Source organism: Meiothermus taiwanensis WR-220, assembly GCF_003568585.1.
Taxonomy (GTDB): domain Bacteria; phylum Deinococcota; class Deinococci; order Deinococcales; family Thermaceae; genus Meiothermus; species Meiothermus taiwanensis.
Window position 1 is genome coordinate 1,853,863 of the sequence record NZ_CP021130.1, and the last position, 16,533, is coordinate 1,870,395.

Annotated in this window: 14 protein-coding genes and 1 pseudogene; 9 read left to right on the forward strand and 6 right to left on the reverse strand. The window is 62.9% G+C overall.

The features are described from left to right. Window positions 1-30 precede the first annotated feature (30 nt). From MTAI_RS09190 to MTAI_RS09200, 3 genes are read right to left on the reverse strand one after another with little or no spacing between them, the layout of a single operon-like run. Window positions 31-1,773 (reverse strand): glycoside hydrolase family 13 protein, encoded by a 1,743-nt coding sequence (locus tag MTAI_RS09190; protein ID WP_027887793.1) that lies wholly within the window; start codon window positions 1,771-1,773, stop codon window positions 31-33. Continuing rightward, window positions 1,770-3,098: a sugar ABC transporter permease gene (locus tag MTAI_RS09195; protein ID WP_027887794.1), complete on the reverse strand. Its 1,329-nt coding sequence runs from the start codon at window positions 3,096-3,098 to the stop codon at window positions 1,770-1,772. Before MTAI_RS09195 ends, MTAI_RS09190 begins: the two co-directional genes overlap by 4 nt. Then, window positions 3,098-4,450 (reverse strand): ABC transporter permease subunit, encoded by a 1,353-nt coding sequence (locus MTAI_RS09200; protein ID WP_027887795.1) that lies wholly within the window; start codon window positions 4,448-4,450, stop codon window positions 3,098-3,100. Before MTAI_RS09200 ends, MTAI_RS09195 begins: the two co-directional genes overlap by 1 nt. A 211-nt stretch (window positions 4,451-4,661) precedes the next feature. Here MTAI_RS09200 and MTAI_RS09205 point away from each other — a divergent pair, with 211 nt between their 5' ends. Continuing rightward, window positions 4,662-6,263 (forward strand): succinic semialdehyde dehydrogenase, encoded by a 1,602-nt coding sequence (locus tag MTAI_RS09205; protein ID WP_036196961.1) that lies wholly within the window; start codon window positions 4,662-4,664, stop codon window positions 6,261-6,263. An 11-nt stretch (window positions 6,264-6,274) separates the two neighbouring features. On the opposite strand, the gene MTAI_RS09210 is transcribed toward MTAI_RS09205, so the two are convergent. Next, a complete protein-coding gene (locus MTAI_RS09210) occupies window positions 6,275-6,697 on the reverse strand; it encodes an OsmC family protein (RefSeq protein ID WP_027887797.1) in 423 nt (140 codons plus the stop codon). Between the two features lie 116 nt (window positions 6,698-6,813). On the opposite strand from MTAI_RS09210, the gene MTAI_RS09215 reads away from it, so the two are divergent. Further along, a complete protein-coding gene (locus MTAI_RS09215) occupies window positions 6,814-7,644 on the forward strand; it encodes a metalloenzyme (protein WP_376738255.1) in 831 nt (276 codons plus the stop codon). Window positions 7,645-8,115: 471 nt separating this feature from the next. Then, on the forward strand, window positions 8,116-8,373 hold the full coding sequence (locus MTAI_RS09220) for a helix-turn-helix domain-containing protein (protein WP_043982836.1): 258 nt from the start codon (window positions 8,116-8,118) through the stop codon (window positions 8,371-8,373). A 283-nt stretch (window positions 8,374-8,656) separates the two neighbouring features. On the opposite strand, the gene MTAI_RS09225 is transcribed toward MTAI_RS09220, so the two are convergent. Then, a complete protein-coding gene (locus tag MTAI_RS09225) occupies window positions 8,657-9,133 on the reverse strand; it encodes a hypothetical protein (protein WP_131455689.1) in 477 nt (158 codons plus the stop codon). Between the two features lie 367 nt (window positions 9,134-9,500). Between MTAI_RS09225 and MTAI_RS15095 the strand changes: the two genes are divergently transcribed. The 6 genes and pseudogenes from MTAI_RS15095 (at window position 9,501) to MTAI_RS09255 (ending at window position 15,945) form a co-directional block, all read left to right on the forward strand. After that, on the forward strand, window positions 9,501-9,656 hold the full coding sequence (locus MTAI_RS15095) for a hypothetical protein (RefSeq protein WP_157840904.1): 156 nt from the start codon (window positions 9,501-9,503) through the stop codon (window positions 9,654-9,656). Window positions 9,657-9,829: 173 nt separating this feature from the next. Further along, window positions 9,830-10,597 (forward strand): annotated as a pseudogene (locus tag MTAI_RS09230) (type I restriction-modification enzyme R subunit C-terminal domain-containing protein). Window positions 10,598-10,756: 159 nt separating this feature from the next. Continuing rightward, entirely contained in the window at window positions 10,757-11,407 is a 651-nt protein-coding gene (locus MTAI_RS09240) for an NYN domain-containing protein (RefSeq protein ID WP_036196990.1), read from the forward strand. A 1,146-nt stretch (window positions 11,408-12,553) separates the two neighbouring features. Next, window positions 12,554-12,922, forward strand: a complete 369-nt coding sequence (locus tag MTAI_RS09245) for a hypothetical protein (RefSeq protein WP_131455654.1) — start codon at window positions 12,554-12,556, stop codon at window positions 12,920-12,922. A gap of 279 nt (window positions 12,923-13,201) precedes the next feature. Then, a complete protein-coding gene (locus tag MTAI_RS15725; RefSeq protein WP_223299813.1) occupies window positions 13,202-13,417 on the forward strand; it encodes a helix-turn-helix domain-containing protein in 216 nt (71 codons plus the stop codon). 215 nt (window positions 13,418-13,632) lie between these two features. Beyond that, window positions 13,633-15,945: a phage NrS-1 polymerase family protein gene (locus MTAI_RS09255; RefSeq protein WP_027887926.1), complete on the forward strand. Its 2,313-nt coding sequence runs from the start codon at window positions 13,633-13,635 to the stop codon at window positions 15,943-15,945. Here MTAI_RS09255 and MTAI_RS09260 read toward each other — a convergent pair. Then, window positions 15,880-16,191 carry a hypothetical protein gene (locus MTAI_RS09260; RefSeq protein ID WP_027887927.1) on the reverse strand — a complete coding sequence of 104 codons (312 nt, stop codon included), beginning with the start codon at window positions 16,189-16,191 and terminating at the stop codon, window positions 15,880-15,882. The two genes, MTAI_RS09255 and MTAI_RS09260, sit on opposite strands and share 66 nt — an antisense overlap. Between the last annotated feature and the right edge of the window lie 342 nt (window positions 16,192-16,533).

Sequence of the window (16,533 nt, forward strand, 5' to 3'; positions counted from 1 at the left end):
GCAAAAAAGCGCCCCCTAAGGCTGGATTTTTTACTGCAACAAGCGATATACCCCCAGCCCCAAAACCCAGGTAGCGCCCTCCAGGGTCTCGCCGGTCAGCAGGTTTTCTGCTGGGGGCAGCAGCACCGGGGTGGGCTCGAGGGCAGCATACACCCAGACCTCTTCATCTTCGTAGCGCCGCTTGTAGGCCAGCAGTTTTTCCGAGACCTGCAAGGGCTGCAACCCTCCCCGTCGCAGGGCCGGTACGCTCTTTTTGAGCCGGATGAGGGTTTTGACCCAGGCCAGCACCTCCTGGTTCCAGCGGCGCTCATCCCAGGGGAACGTACCCCGGCACATGGGATCGCCGTTCCAGTCGTGGTAGGGGTTGGTCTGGTCGAGCCCGATCTCATCGCCGTAGTAGATCCCCGGGGCACCGGGAAAGGTGAAGAGAATCCCCAAGGCCAGCTTGAATCGCTCTACATCTCCCCGAAGCCGCCACAAGGCCCGGGGTATATCGTGGCTGCTGATCAGGGTATACATGCTCTGACGAAGCTGCAGCGGCAGGGCGGTGTAATGGTCCCACAGGGTATCCCACACCGCCTGGCTCGAGACCGCCACCTCCCAGCCGTACACGTTTTGGCCCGATAACCACTCCATCACCGGGTTGGCAAACCCGGCGTAGTGCATGGAGCCATCTAAGGTGTGGGCCCGCAGAGTGGGCAGGGTGTCGAAGAACAGCTCGCCAAACACAAAGGCCTCGGGGTTCTCCTCCACGCTGTTGCGCTTGATCAGGCGCAAAATCTCTGCGTTGCGCCGGTCGGTACCCCCTTCGCCTATCTGGTGGGCCACATCCAGCCGCCAGCCATCGGCCCCTTTGCGAAGCCAGTGCCGCAGCGGGGCGTGGTAGCCGTCGATCCAGCGCTCTGTCGTGAGGGGGTTGGCGTAGTCCAGCTTGGGCAGGGTTTTGACCCCGTAGAAAGCCGCGTACGAACCATCGGCGTAAAAAGTGAACTGCCCGGCCTCGGGGGCGGTGGGGTCTTGCAGGGCTTTCTGGAAGTCGGGGTGGGTGTGGCCGATGTGGTTGAAAACCCCATCCAGCACCAGCTTCATACCCCGCCGGTGCAGGGCCTCGACCAGCTTCTCGAAGGCCTCGTTGCCCCCCAGGTGGGGGTCTACGTTGTGGTAGTCACTGGCGTCGTAGCGGTGGTTGGAGCCCGAGGGCAGGATGGGGTTGAGGTAGAGGGCCTCGATGCCCAGCGCCTGCAGGTAGTCGAGCTTCTCCAGGATGCCCTCGAGGTCGCCCCCGTAGTGCTGGATAGGCCCCTCCCCCGGCCCGTAGCTCACGGGCTCGTCCCACTCTTTGCGCACGATGGGCCGGCCCATATACACCCATTCGCCGCTCTGGGGGTCGTTGTGGGGGTTGCCGTTGCGGAAGCGGTCGGGAAAGATCTGATAAAACACCGCCCCCACCGCCCAGTCCGGCGCGGTGGGCTGGGCCAGCAGGTGAAAAAACTTGTCGTAGCGGGGCATGGGGCCGCGCAGCCCATCCGCCGCAAGGTAGGCTTTCTCCTCGGGCAGAAAAAAGCAGTAGCGCAAAGGGGAGGTGTGAAGCGGGAGGCTGATCTCCAGCCCGCCCGGCACAGCTTTCATGGGCCGCCGCTCCACCTCGCCGTAGCGCTCGAGGATCAGAAACCCGGCCCGGGCAGGCGTGCGCAGGCGCAGGGTGACCTCCTGCCCCAGCTCGGGCTTCAGGGGGTCTACGCAAAAAGGCTCCCAGTCGTGGTAGTGCCTCATTCCTTCACCGAGCCTGCAGTGTACCCCGAGACAAAGTAGCGCTGGAAGCCATAGAAGGTCAGCAGGATGGGCAGCGAACCCAGCACCGAGGCCGCCGCGAACAGCCCCCAGCGGGTGGAGAACTGCCCGGTGGTAAAGTTGCGCAGGCCCATCCCCACCGTCCAGGAGTCCACACCGGTGAGGAACAGGTTGGCCACAATGAACTCCGAGTAGGTGCCCACAAACTGCAACAGGAAGATAAACACGAACATGGGGGCCGAAAGCGGCATCAGGATTTTGGTAAACACCTGCCACTTGCTGGCCCCGTCAATCAGGGCCGCCTCCTCCAGGCTTTTGGAGATGCTCTCCAGAAACCCCTTGTACACCCAGGTGCCAAAGCTGATGATCCCGCCCGAGTAGGCCAGCACCAGGCCAGTAAAGGTGTTCAAGAGGCCCAGGTTGGAGATCAGAACATAGGTGGCTACCAGCCCCAAAAAACCGGGGAACATCTGGATGAAGATAAAGACCAGCAGCATGGGGTAGCGGCCCGGAAAGTTGAAGCGGGCGAAGGCATAGCCCGCCGTGGCCGTGAGCAGCACCGCCAGGAGACCGGTAATCCCCGAGACAAACAGTGTGTTGCGCACCCAGAGCAGAAACTTGGCCTCGGTGCCCTGGCCCGTAAACTGTGCAGGGGAGAGGAAAACCACCAGGGTGAAGCTCAGGAGGGCAAAGGCCGTCAGGCTGCGCCCCTGCAGCTTACCCAAACTGCTGTCGCTGTCGGCATCGCCGATGAGGCGGCGGTAGGCGGCCAGCACCAGCACCAGCAGCAAACACAGCGCCGCGGCCACGAGCAAGACAGCCTGATAGGGATAAAGAATGAAGCCATCAAAAAGCTTGGCGTAGTTTTCCCAGCTAAGCTGTGAGAAATCGGGGATGACTCGAGCCCGCACCAGCAGGTTGTCGCTGGCGGGGGGCAGGATGCGGTAGAGGGTGTTGCGGGGGTCGAAGGAGGCGGCCAGAATCTGCAGCACCGGGTAGTAGGCAAAGACCAGCACCAAAAACATGAACAGGTGCGTGAGCCCCTGCCCCACCAGCGGCCAGAAACTGCGCTTGCGCTGGGTTCGCCGGTTGACCAGCAGGGTGACCAGCCAGGCGTACAGCACAATCAGCCCCACAGCCAGCAAAAGACCGCCCAGGGCATAGACCCAGCCGTTCTCGATGCGGACGAAGCCCGGGGGAATGTTGGGCTGGATACGGGCCAGCAGGCCGGGGAAGTAGACAAAGAGCAGCCAGGCCACCAGCAGCCCAAACAGGGCCCAGCCGAGGTAACGCAAAATGGCGGCCATCAGCGTACCTCCCGCAAAGCCCCGGTGAAGCGGAAGTTGATGAGGCTAATGGCCACGGTGAGGAAGAAAATTATGATTGAAATGGCCCCGCCCAGGCCATACGCCTGCCCTCCATCGGCCTGGAAGGCGGTTTTGTAGGCCCAGGTGATCAGGATGTCGCCGGCCTGGGCGGTGGAAGGCCGCCCCTCGACCCCAGGCTGGGGGCCCATCAGGTAGATCAGGCCGAAGTTGTTGAAGTTGTAGGCAAAAGAGCCCAGCAAAAGCGGAATAAAGGGCTGGCGCAGCAGGGGCAGGGTGATGCCAGTGAGGGTTTGAAGGCCGTTGGCCCCATCGATTTTGGCTGCTTCGTAGACATCATCCGGGATGGTCGAGAGCGCGCCCAGGGTGGCCGTCATCCAGTACGGGAAGCCCAGCCACAGGCTGATCAGCAGGGCCGATACCTTGAACCACTCAGGATCGGTGAGCCAGGGAATGGGGTAAGCGCCCAGCAGTCCCAGCAGGCGGTTGATGGGGCCAAACTGCACGTTGAGCATGGCCGTGAAGATCTGCACGCTGATGACCACCGGGATGGCCCAGGAGATAATCAGGGCCGTGCGATAGAAACCCCGCAAGGCCAGGTTTTTGTTGTTGAGCATCAGCCCCAGGATGAGCCCGGGGATGGCCCCCACCACCACCGCCCCTGCCGCAAAAACGATGTTCCAGAGCAGAATGGGAAGCAGCACCGTACCGGCCCGGCTGAAAATCTCTACAAAGTTGCGGAAGCCGATGAAGCGGAACTCGTTGATCTTGTAGACCAGGGTGGGGGCGAAGGGTGGGGGCGCGGTGAGGGTGATGGTGTTGCCGCTGGCCTGCTCGGCCCGAACGCGGGCGCGCTGGGTGCGGGTGGTGATCTCCAGGGCCTGGCCGGCGCAGTCGGGCTCATCGCAGCGCAAAAGGTCGTGGGCGTTGCCCTCCACGAGTAACTGCCGCCCCTCTACCTGCACAACAACGGTTTCGGTGGAGCGGTCGGGTTTGCCGTTGCGGATGCCGGTGTAGTCGGTGAAGGCGTAATAGATGGTCAGGATGATGGGGAATACGGTGAAAGCCAGCAGGAAGGTGATGGCCGGAAGCAGATAGTACCAGTCGGTCAGGTAGGGCACCCTGCGCCCCAGTACAACCAGAATGGGAATCAGGACAAGCGTGCCAAAAATCAGGATCAGGTAGCCCGGATACCCCTCCTCTACCGGCCTGGGGAAAGCCGCCTGCAGGGCCCAGAACAGCAGGAGCCCCGCCAGCGCAGCTACCATCAGGGCCCCGCCCAACAGCCCAATAGCGATCAGAAAACCTCGAGCGCCAGGTGGAGAACGATGCATTGCAGACCTCCGTCGTGGGCGTTGCTTGGGATGGCCCAACCAACGTGCCTTTTTGAACGCCCCTAGCATATACTCCAAGGCCCCATTTTGTAAGTCCACAGAGGCCGGAATAGCCCCATTTGGTCGACATGGAAGCGCTTTTATGCTTTGCCGACCTAGCCTGGGAAGGGTATTGACTCGAGGGTTTTTTCAACCCACCATGGACTCTAAGATGATTGAAACCGGGCGGTTGCGGGTGATCAATCCCCCACGGGAGACCCCTCAGTTTACCCCTGAGCTGCTGGAAAAACTGGCCCGGCGCGTCTTTTTGTCGGGTCAGGGCACCCCGCACACCCTGCACTCCCCTTTCGATGGAAAAGTGCTGGGGGTTATTCCGTTGTGCAGCCCCGAGGACGTGCGCCAGGCCGTGGAGCGCGCCCGGCAGGCCCAGCCGGCCTGGGCCCGAATGGATGCCAGGTCTCGAGCCCGCATCATGCTGCGCTTCCACGATCTGCTGCTACAGCGGCAGGCCGAGATCCTCGACCTGACCCAGTACGAGACCGGCAAGGCCCGCCGCGATGCCCAGGAAGAACTGCTGGACGCGGCCATTGTGGCCCAGTACTACGCCACCCGCAGCCCTGGCTGGCTGCGCCCCCGGCGCGTGGGCGGTACTTTTCTGGGCCTGACCCAGACCTGGGAGTACCGCCACCCGGTCGGGGTGGTGGGGGTCATCTCGCCCTGGAACTACCCGCTGGCAATGGCGGTGAGCGAGCCCATTCCCGCGCTGATGGCGGGCAACGCGGTGGTGCTCAAGCCCGACCTCCAGACCACCTTTACCGCCCTCTGGATTCAGGCCCTGATGGAGGAGGCCGGCCTGCCGCGCGGCCTTTTTCAGATTGTGGCCGGGGGCAGCGAGGTGGGCGAGGCCCTGGTGGCTACGGCGGATTTCATTGCCCTGACCGGCAGCACCCCCACCGGGCGCAAGGTGGCCCGCCAGGCCGGAGAACGGCTGATTGGGGTGAGCCTGGAACTGGGCGGCAAAAACCCCATGCTGGTGCTGGAGGACGCCAACCTCGAGGCCGCCGCCGAGGGCGCTGTGCGCGGCGCCTTTGCCAACGCCGGGCAGCTTTGTGTCTCCCTCGAGCGCATCTACGTGCACGAAAAGGTCTTTGAGGCCTTCACCCGGCGCTTTGTGGAAAAAACCTCGAGCCTGCGTTTGGGGGCCACCCTGGATCACCGCTCGCAGATGGGCTGCCTGACCGTCCAGCGGCAGTTCGATACGGTGCTGGCCCACGTGCAGGACGCCGTGGCAAAAGGGGCCAGGGTGCTCACCGGGGGCCGGCCCCGGCCCGACCTGGGGCCTTTGTTCTTCGAGCCCACCATCCTGACCGATGTAACCCCCGAGATGCGGGTGTACCACGAGGAGACCTTCGGCCCTGTGGTCAGCCTGTACAAGTTTAGCGACCTCGAGCAAGTGCTGGCCCAGATCAACCAGAGCGAGTACGGCCTCAACGCCAGCATCTGGAGCAGGAACCTGCGCAAAGCCCGTGCGCTGGCCTCGCGCATCCAGGCCGGCACGGTCAACATCAACGAAAGCTACGCCGCGGCCTGGGCCTCAATGGACGCGACCATGGGGGGGTTCAAGGCCTCGGGCCTGGGGCGGCGGCACGGCCAGGAGGGGCTTTACCGCTTTACCGAGCCGCAGACCATCGCCATTGAGCGCCTCATGCCCATCACCGGCCCGGCCTGGCTGCCCAGGGGCTGGTACGGGCGCATCGCGACCGCTCTGCTCAAGGCCCTCAAGCGGCTTTACCGCCTTTGGTATCGGCTATGAGATAGGCAGGCCTACCCGAGCAACCGGGCCTCCAGGCTGATCTCGGGTACTGCGGCCAGGGCCTTGGAGATTGGGCATTTGGCCTTGGCCTCCTGGGCCAGCTCCTGAAACTTCTCCGGGCTAAGGCCGGGTACCCTGCCCTCGAGGTGCAGCTCGATTTTGCTGATGGTGGGCCCCTCCCCTAAGTGCACCCTGGCGGTGGCGCGCAGTTCCTCGGGGGGGGTGTTGTTGTTGGTCAAGAGGGCCGATAAAAACATGGCAAAACAGCCGGCATGGGCTGCTCCAATGAGCTCCTCGGGGTTGGTGCCGCTGGCCTCGGCAAAGCGCGAAGCCCAGGTGTAAGGCCCCTCGTAGACCCCGCTCTCCAGCTTCAGGTGCCCCTGTCCTTCTTTTAAGGTGCCTTTCCAAACCGCATGGGCCGAACGTACAGGCATACAAGCTCCTTTCGACCCCTATCATGCAATTAGCCCCTCGGGTTTAGATGTGTCGCAGGTCGCAAGTTGGCGCGCGGTTTGACCTTTCTGGCGGGTGGGCGGAGAATGCCCTCGTGCTGGCGTTCTTGTTCGTGGATGGGCTGGGGCTTTCCCACGACCCCCGCAGCGCCCTGCAGCGCCTGAACCTGCCCACGCTGAGGGCTTTGAGCGGCGGGTTTAGCCAGGAGCCCTTCAACCGTCCCAACCTGGCCTACCGTGTGCTGGATGCCCGGCTGGGGGTGGAGGGCCTGCCCCAGTCGGGCACCGGCCAGACCACCTTGCTGACCGGGCTCAATGCCGCCCAGATGCTGGGATACCACCAGGGGCCGCACCCCCTGAGCAAGCTGCAAACCCTTCTGCAGCAGGATAGCCTGCAGGTCTGGGCGACCCAGCAGGGTTTGCGGGTGCTGCACGCCAATGCCTACCGCCCGGAATACCTGGAAAAAGTACAGACCAGCCGCCGCAACCTGCTCTCGGCTTTTGGATTTGCGGCCAGGGCCGCCCGGCTCGAGCTCCTCCCCATCCACCACCCCCAGGCCCTCCTGCCGGCCTTCTGGCCCGAACCCGAGGCCGCCGGCGCACGCTTTGCCCAGATAGCCCAGCAACATGACCTGACCTTTCTGGAATGCTGGGCCCTGGATTACACGGCCCATCGTATGCCGGAAAAACTCGACGAACGCTGGCTCGAGCTCGATCGCTTCCTCGAGGGCTTCCTGAACGCCAACCCCACCGCCACTCTGCTTCTTACCGCCGACCACGGCAACGCCGAGGAACCCTGGCATACCCAGCACACCCTCAACCCGGTGCCCCTTATCGTCTATGGGGCCTTAGCAGGCAAGGTTCCAGCCATGCACTCGCTGACCGACCTGGCCCCTTGGATCAGGCAACAATTTGTGGGGCTAATCTGAAGCCAAAAGGCAAACCCGAGGATTGGCACCCTCGGGTTTTTCGCCTCCTGGACTGGAGCCGGTGGTCGGATTTGAACCGACGGCCGCTCGATTACGAAAAGAGCGGTGGAGTTTTAGCCCTATGACTCCAAATGTGGTATTCATCGTACTGGAGCAACTTTTCTCATAATCGGAGTCATGACTCCATTCCTTCAGATTCCGGGATTTTGACCCCGATTCCGGCCCATTGGCTACCAAATGGCTACCGTGGTAGCCATTAGCTACCGGCAGCAAAACTTGTGGCTCCTGCGGCAAAAACAAAAAGGGGGAGGCCCCGCCTCCAGTGGGGTACCCGATTCGCCTTACGGGCTTTTGGCTACCAACCATTTCCAGCTCTATCCTAACCCGACTACTCACAGCACGCCAGCCTCATCGCGACGAAGCTTTGACTCCATATTTACAAGTATATTAGCCTCACGGTATACTTAGCATATGAACAATATGACGCCATCCCTTCATATTGACTCCAAAACGCTGACCCAGGCCGTGGTGCAGGACATCGCCCGCCACATCCCCGACAAGACCACCTTCACCGTAGACGAGCTGGCCGAGTTCTTAGGCCTCGACCGCAAAGTGGTCTACGCCTCCATACAGTGTGGCAACATCCAGAAGTTGCCGTTCAAGAGCAAGCGCTGGCTCATCCCTCGCGGCGAGGTCGTGCGCCTGCTCCTAGGTAGGCTCGCCGCCTGAACCCACCCTTCCCCCGCCCCGGCCCCGCGCCGGGGCGTTCGCATGGACCAACTCTCTATCGGTTCCAGCCCAGCCTGGGAGAGGCTGTCATTGAGCACCCTGCTGCAAGGGTCATGTCACGTCGGCACTGTCCAGTCATCCGGGCCGACTGAGGGCGCTGGGGGCGCCGGGTACGCTGGCCTTTTCCCTTGCTCCGTCGGGCCGACGCCCGCTCATGCTGCCGAACAGCCGCGCCAGCTCCTGTGGGGAAGACCCCAAGGACCGGCGCGAGGCTGTAGCGCGGCTAGGCCTCGGGAAGGGGTTCTGTGACGCGCTGCCGCCGCCCCCGCCCGTCCAACTCGGGTATCTCCTCCAGCACGGCCTGGAAGAAGCTTTCCCTGAACTTCTCGTCTTGCTCGAAGCGCTCGGCGATGGCGTCGAACAGGCCCTGCACGATGGTGGACTGCTCCGTATCCGTGCCCATCAGCAGCAGGTCGCGCCGGATGTCCAGCGGCAGCAGGACGTGGGGGGTTTTGACGTAGAAGCTGATTTTCTCGCGCGAGGTGCGCTTGGTGCGCTTGATGCGTTCCAGCAGGCGCTGGTAAGCGTCCGGGTCGCTGTCACGCATCTGCAAAAAGTGATTGGCAATTGCGCGGAAGATGGCCGAGTTGTCAGCAGTAATGCCCCGCCGGCGGAGCTCCAATATGCGCTCCAGGAGCCATACCTGCACCTCCTGGTTGAGGTAGTAGGTCCGCCGGTTCCGGTTGTTGTTGATACTCATCGATACCTCCCTGTGCTCGACGGCCACCGTGCGTGGCGGCCCCAAGGCTCACCCGTTTATACCACGTTAAGTATACAAGGAGTCTTATCGATAGAGCAGAAGCCCTGTTGGCCGGGTACGCAGCCGAGAGCCTACCTGCACGCGCTCCAGCGCTCCGCCAGCGTGGGACCGTCAGCCGCGCCAAGCCGCGCGGCCCGCCGGTGCCGACCCGAGGTCCGCCCGAATTTCCCGCATAAGCATAATGTGGAATGCCTTATGACTCCTGAGGAACTGGCCCGTCAGAGCATCGACCAGCAACTTGTGGCAGGCGGTTGGGCCGTCCAAGACCGTAACGGCTTCAACCCCTGCGCGGCGTTAGGGGGTGGCGGTGCGGGAGTTCCCGCTGACCCACGGCGAGGCCGACTACCTGCTGTTCGTGGACGGCGAGGCCGGGGGCGCGGTGGAGGCCAAGGCGATGGGGACCACCCTGTCGGCCGTGGCCGAGCAAACCCGCAAGTACCCACCGGGCTACCCCCCTACCTAGCCCGCCGCGCCAACCCCCTGCCCTTCGGCTACGAGAGCACCGGGGCCGAGAGCCAGTTTGTGGACCTGCCCGACCCCGAGGTCCGCAGCCGCCGGGTGCTCGGCTTCCACCGGCCCGAGGCCCTGCTGGAGTGGGTGGGGCAGCCCGACACCCTGCGGGCCCGGCGGCGCCGGATGCCCCCGCTCCCCCCCGCCGGGCTGCGGGAGTGCCAGTACGAGGCCATCCGGGGCCTGGAGGCCTCCCTCACCGCCAACCGCCCCCGCGCCCTCATCCAGATGACAACCGGGGCCGGGGAGACCTTCACCGCCGTCAGTGCCAGCTACCAGCTCATCAAGCACGTTGAGGCGAGGCGCATCCTGTTCCTGGTGGGCCAGGGCAACCTGGGCCGCCAGACCCTGCGCGAGTTCCAGGGCTACACCCCGCCCGACGACCCCCGCAGGTTCACCGAGCTGTACAACGTGCAGCACCTAACCTCCAACTGCCCCGACCCCCGGCGGCACCTGACCTTCCGGGAGGTCAAGGAGCTGGCCGAGGTGTTGGCCCGCGCCCACCCCCTGTTCACCCCTGAGCACTTCCGGCAACTGTACGAACGGCTCCAGCCCGAGAAGGTGCGCCGCTCGCAGCCCGAGCGGGTACTCACCGACCTGATTTCGCTGGTGCGCTTCGCGCTGGAGCAGGAGGCCGAGCTCCGGCCCTTCCCCAAGACGTTGGAGGAGCGCTTCGCGGCCTAGCTGGCCAGCCAGACCCACCCCTTCACCGACGAGCAGCTCGAATGGCTAAGGATGATGCGCGACCACATCGCCGCCAGCCTCGCCATCGAGGAGGAGGACCTGGAGTACATCCCCTTCAGCGCCCGAGGCGGGGCCTACCGGGCCAGGAGGCTGTTCGGGGTCGAGCTTGATGAGCTGATGCGCGAACTGACGGAGGCTCTGGCGGCGTGACCCCCCAACCATGATTGACCTATAACCTATTAGCCTGTTATAGTAATTGTTGCTATCCCCTCCACTCGTTTCGACGGTGGAGCGCGAGACCGCCGAAGGGCGGTCTCTGCATTTAATTTTGTAGGCGTTTAGGCGTTTATTAGTTAGTATGTTTCCAGCATGACCTCGTCAGCCCCGCGCACCATCGTCTACATCGACGGGTTCAACCTCTATTATGGTGCCCTTAAGGGGACCCCAAACCGTTGGCTGAACATATATCGAATGAGTCAGCTTGCCCTGAAGGGGCACTCAATCCTGAAGGTCAAGTACTTCACTGCCCTAGTCAAACCCCGACCCGAAGACCCAAGCCAGCACATACGGCAGCAGGTATACCTGCGAGCGCTAAGGACCGTGCCACAGGTGGAAATCTACCTGGGCACCTTCTTGGTCTCCTACCCTAAGATGGTGGTGCATCCGGTGACTTCTCCTCCGAGCTTCGTGACCGTGGTAAAGACCGAGGAGAAAGGCTCGGATGTGAATATTGCCACCCATCTGCTAATGGATGCCTACGAGGACCAATTCGACGTCGCGGTACTCGTCACTAACGATTCCGACCTCTTGATGCCGGTGCAGGTGGTACGCCAAAGGTTGGGCAAGAGGGTCGGGATTCTCAACCCGCAAATTCGTAACCCCAAGGCCAAGCCAAGCTGGGCCTTGCGACGCAATGCGGACTTCTTCCACTCCCTACACAAAGGGGTCCTGGCCGCCAGTCAGTTCCCGCCAGTCATGACCGATGCGAAGGGGACCTTTCACAAACCCAGTTCCTGGTGAGGTCGACCGAGTGAGTGACTTTAAACCTCTGCACGGCCGGGTTAAGGTCCGTCGCGTGAGCCGGTATGTCTCCGACACCGACATGTGTAGGTCCCGGCAGTGGTTGGGGACCCATATCCGCTATGAGGGGGTGTGCCCGGAGCACCGGGAGCACACACACCACGGCCGCACCGACCAAACCCACATCCCTATAGCCACACCAGCACAACACTTTTCCCCACCCGACCACCGGAATCCGTTGCGGGTAGGGGTGTACCTGATAGGATTTTCAGGGCTTAGTAGGTGGGCATTATGTGGTTGACCCCCGGTATGCGCTGTACTACCTCTCCTCTGCTGCTCGAATGTTCAGGGCAATCGGCCGTGGCACTACTATTCTCGGAATTGCCAAGAAACAGCTCACGGACCTAGTCCTAGTAATGCCAATTCCTCACAATCGCGGAACAACGCCGTATAGTCGAAAAGCTCGATGAGTTGCTTTCCGAGCTCGACGCCTCTAAGAGTGCCTTGGAGAAAGCTCTAGTTAAGCTAAAGCGCTACCGCCAAGCCGTGCTCAAGGCTGCGGTTGAGGGGGAGCTGAGCCGGGGGTGGCGGGGGGCGAATAAGCATCATTTAGAACCTGTCAGTGTTTTGCTACAGCGTGTGCTGGCTAGACACCGCGCCTTGAGCTGGGGAGCCAGAAAGTACAAAAAGACTATCCGGCTCTCCCTCAGGCCCACCTACGGGGCGGTGACGGTGACCCGCTTCTCCCCGGACCCTAGGGACCGGCCCATGCTTCCGGCCGCGCAAACCTATCTCCTGCGCTCCCCCGGCTTCCCTACCCCGACGGGGGGAACCCAGGATGAGGCCCCCAGGCCCATCGGCGCGGAGAGCGCGGCACTCAGTGCGAGCTACTACTGCGATTTGCTCGGACTGATAGGCTTCACAAGGCTGCACCTGCCTCTCTTCCAGGAGAACCAGCCGTACTGGAGGTTCCTCCGCTTCGGCCACGCGAGTCGGCAGCTCCTGGCACTCGACCCCGCAGGCTGATTCCGGCTCCCCGTGGACCTCACGCCGGGCAGCCCGTTCGGGGGCCTCCGCTGGCCCCTCGGGGGCTCGCGCCTGTGGCTCGCGCTGGAGGAGTCCGCCCTCGGCTGGATACTTGCCCGAATGGAGGGCGTGCCCGGCGATGCCGAACCGCCCCAGGGGGCCGAGTTCCCCCCGCTGGAGGGGCTGTACCCCGCGTCGGCCAGCGGCCACGACCTGGGGGACTGCGTGCTCTTCCCCGACGGGATGCTGGGGTTCACCAACCGGGCGCTGGGGACCGGGGCGGTGGTGGAGGGGCCTACCCTACTGGAACCCCGAAAGCTGGGCGTTCACCGGGTGAGCCCAGGAGGCCGCGCCCCCACGGCGGCCTCAGAGGGGCGGCTCGACCTCGCCCTCCTCGAAGATGCGACGGATTCCCTCGTCGAAGTCGGGGCCATCCGCACCTTGCCCTCCCAACCCCCCAGCCTGCGCGGGGCGACGCCCCCCCGGTAACGCACCAGCATCGCCACGGGCTCGCCGTCGCGCTCGATGGCCACCGCCTCCCCGCGCTCCGCCTCCTCGACGAGCTCTTCGAGATGGAGCTGGGCCTGCAGAACGTCCACCCCACGTACAAACGCGAGGGTCTTGCCTATGGCGACCTTCAGCATTGCCGCTCACCCTTGAGTCACCCGAGCGGCCGGGCTGCTATAGCGGGGTTCTGTGTGGCCTGTATAGGGCATCCTAGTAGAGGTGCTGCCATGAAGGACGGCACCGCCGATGGAGGAGAACTTAATGGAACATAAGACTCCCGTAAACAAGGCTCTTTCCCAAGATTTCGTGACCGTCGGCCAAGCGGCCCGGATGCTGGGCCGCTCTGCGGATACGGTCGTCCGCTACTGCAAAGCGGGTAGGCTGACCTACGTCCAGGCCGGTTGCAACGGCCCCCGACTCATTGCTAAGGCCTCGGTCGAGCGTCTAGCTGCCGAGTTGCCCAAGAGGGCGGTCTAACCGTGCTAGAGGTCGGAATCCTGTTCTCAGCAGCCTTAATCGTCATCTGCGAGTGCTTGGCCGCACTCGCGCGGCGGAAGTAAGAAGTAAGAAGTAACCCGAGTCCGATGCCAGCCCCCAGGTTCGAACCTGGGGGCTAACTCTTTGCCCGGTGTGGCAAATTGCGGCTGAACAACGCAATTGTAACACGCCGGGAGCTCTTTTGGTGAGCTCCTATGCGAGAAAACATCGTCGATTTGTACACCGAGCTTTTCCCCACCCAAGGCCCCTTCGAGTTAGAGGCGCACCTCAAAACCTTCGACCCTGCCGTGCAGGCAACCCCGGCCCGTGAATGGTTCGCCGTGATTGCCACGGGCGGCTCCAAGGAGGCCATCGAGGCTGAGCTCAGCGCAGTCCGGGCGGTCGTAGAGGCTTACCTCTGCTTCGACGAGGCCTCCGAGGCGGTAAGCATCCTCGTCTTCCTCTCGGAGGCCGTAGATGCATCCCGTCTCAGCGCTTACGCTGCGGGCTTCGGCCGCTGGCTCTCGGGGCGCGTCGGCGCGTCTTTGTTTTGCTCAGGATGCCCCTGCAACAGATTGGTTCTGCCCTACGCGGGCAGTTTAGCAGAGGGGCACCTGAACGGCTTCGGGCGAAACCCTTTGCTAAGCCTGGACGCAGAGTACCTACCGTTGAGCGAGGCTATAGTACGTGTCCGGCGGACCCCAGTGGAGGCCCTGAACAAGCTGCTCCAACCTTACCTGAGCGGGCTTGAGGGCTCCATCCCTGCCGAGCTCAAGGGTTACCCGCAATGGGTAGTGTGGAGGTATGAGGAGCGCAACAGCAAGCAGTGCAAGGTGCCTTACGACCCGAAAAGCGGGCGGAGGGCCAGCGTCAACAACCCCGCCACGTGGGGCAGCTTCGCGGAGGCGCTTGCTCGCGCCGGGGCCGGATATGACGGCATAGGTTTCGTGCTGACCGAGGACGACCCTTACACCGTGATTGACCTCGACGGAAAAGATGGGCAAGGGCTGTCCATGCTCGAAATCCACACCATTGCCGACCGCTTCGGCTCTTATACCGAGCTCTCCCCATCCGGCAAAGGGGTCCACATCTGGCTGAAAGGCACAAGCCCCCTAAGCGGCCGCCGTAGAGGTCCCGTCGAGGTATATAGCTCAAAACGCTTTTTAACCGTTACCGGTCAGCCACTGGAGGGGTTTAATTTGGGGATAGCGGAAGGGCTTGACGAACTCCAACGTTTCTGCGATGAGGTGTTGGCAGGTCTGAGGACCCATGCCCATGAAAGCGACGGGGGTCGCTCCGGGGACAAACTTCCCCCTCTCCCCACCACCTGTGCAATTAAGGAGGGGCCGAAAAATGTCCCTATGACACTCCCAATTGACGGGTGGAGCGTTCCTCCCCAGGCTCTTGAGGCGAAGAACGGCCACCGGTTCACGGAGCTCCTCAGGAGCGGCAATTGGATGGGGCTAGGTTATCCCAGCCAATCCGAAGCCGACCTGGCCTTGTGCCGGTGGCTCTACTTCTGGCTGGGGGAGCCAGAGAAGGTAGACCTGGCATTTAGGAACTCGGCCCTGTACCGCGATAAATGGGACGAGCGTCACGCAGCGGACGGAAGAACTTACGGAGAGCTCACCCTGGGTGCGTGCTCCAACGGACCCGTCTACACAGGTAGGGTCAACCCCGACCGCTTCACGGGCCCGGTGGCCGAGTTCGAGGAAATCCTCAGGCGGCCTGGGGCGTGGTCCGGACGGTCTGGCAACAGCCAGTGGGCGGTGTATAAAGCGCTCGTACACCTGGCGGGCTTGTCCCACCGCCCGGCAGGGGTTGAGGCTTGGGAACACCCCCAGGGTGTTGAGGTAGCCGTGCCCTTGGAGCGGCTGGCCCTCACCACCGGGCTGAGCAGGGATACCGCGAAGACAGCGCTACGGAGGCTACAGGAGAGGGGGTTGGTCCAGCCAGGTCGTCCCCACGACCGTAGAGTTCCCAAATCCTACGTCCTGGTGCGCCAGCAGAAAGACATAGGGGACGTATCCCTCCCCCTCCGAAATACACAGGTGGTGGGGAGAGGGGGAAGTTTGTCCCCAAAATTGCTAGAAGCACGGTGGGGGGCAGGAAGGCTAGGTAAATCAGCCTGGCAGGTTATTGTGGCCCTTCAAGCGCTAGACTCCGTAGCCACCGGCGCGGCCATAGCCCGACAGCTAGGTAAGGACCCCCGCTCCTTGCGCCGCATATTGAGGCGGCTGCTACATTTCAGGGTAGTCCTTCGAAAACCCGACAAGAGCTACGTGCTTCCCGAGGATTGGGAGGCACGGCTTCACAAAGCCCTAGAGGCTGACGGCTCAAGGCGGCAACATGCCAACGCCGAGGCGGCTTATGCCGAGAAGTGCCGCCGACGGCGCGAGGAACTGGAGGGGTGGGAGAAGCAAAAAACCCAGGACGCCGAGCCCGCCTACAAAGGCACGGCCTCACCCCGCCTGTCCCTCCCCCGGCCTCGCCCACGCGAGCAGCATGTCCTCGGGGATGCGGTGTAGCGGCTCATTCTCGTGGTAAACCTTGCCGTTGGTGTACTGGAAGCGCCCCTCGGCCCAGGTGCCGTCCTCGCCCTTGTAGAGGGCGTGGTAGCCCCAGCCGTAGTCGGGCGTCCACAAAGGCACCTTGTCAAAGCCCACCAGCTTCCAGCGCACCCCGTCCTGCTCAAACTCGATGCGGTCGTCAATGGGGAAGTGTTCCGGCGGCAGTCCGTACTGCGGTTCAGCCCAGCGGTGACCGATGCTCATACTCTCACCTCGGGAACAAGATAGCCTAGCGGAGTTTTTCTGTCTAAAAAAAATAGCCCCGCCGAACAGGCCGCCGAACACTCCCAACCCGCTCCAGGACGGCTCAAAAAAGCGTTCCGAACACTCCGAACGCCCGAACACTCCGAACAGGGGCCGAACGCCCAGAACACGCTCCTGGAGGGCAAAAACACGCACGAACACCCGAACGCTTTGAGTGTTCGGACGGCCGGACACTCTGGACATCCGTCCATAGGTGGCCACCAAATACCACCAGGGAAATGTCTACTTATCCGCCCTGGAGCAGCTTCCCACACCTGGGCGATACACAGCCCATGGACATCT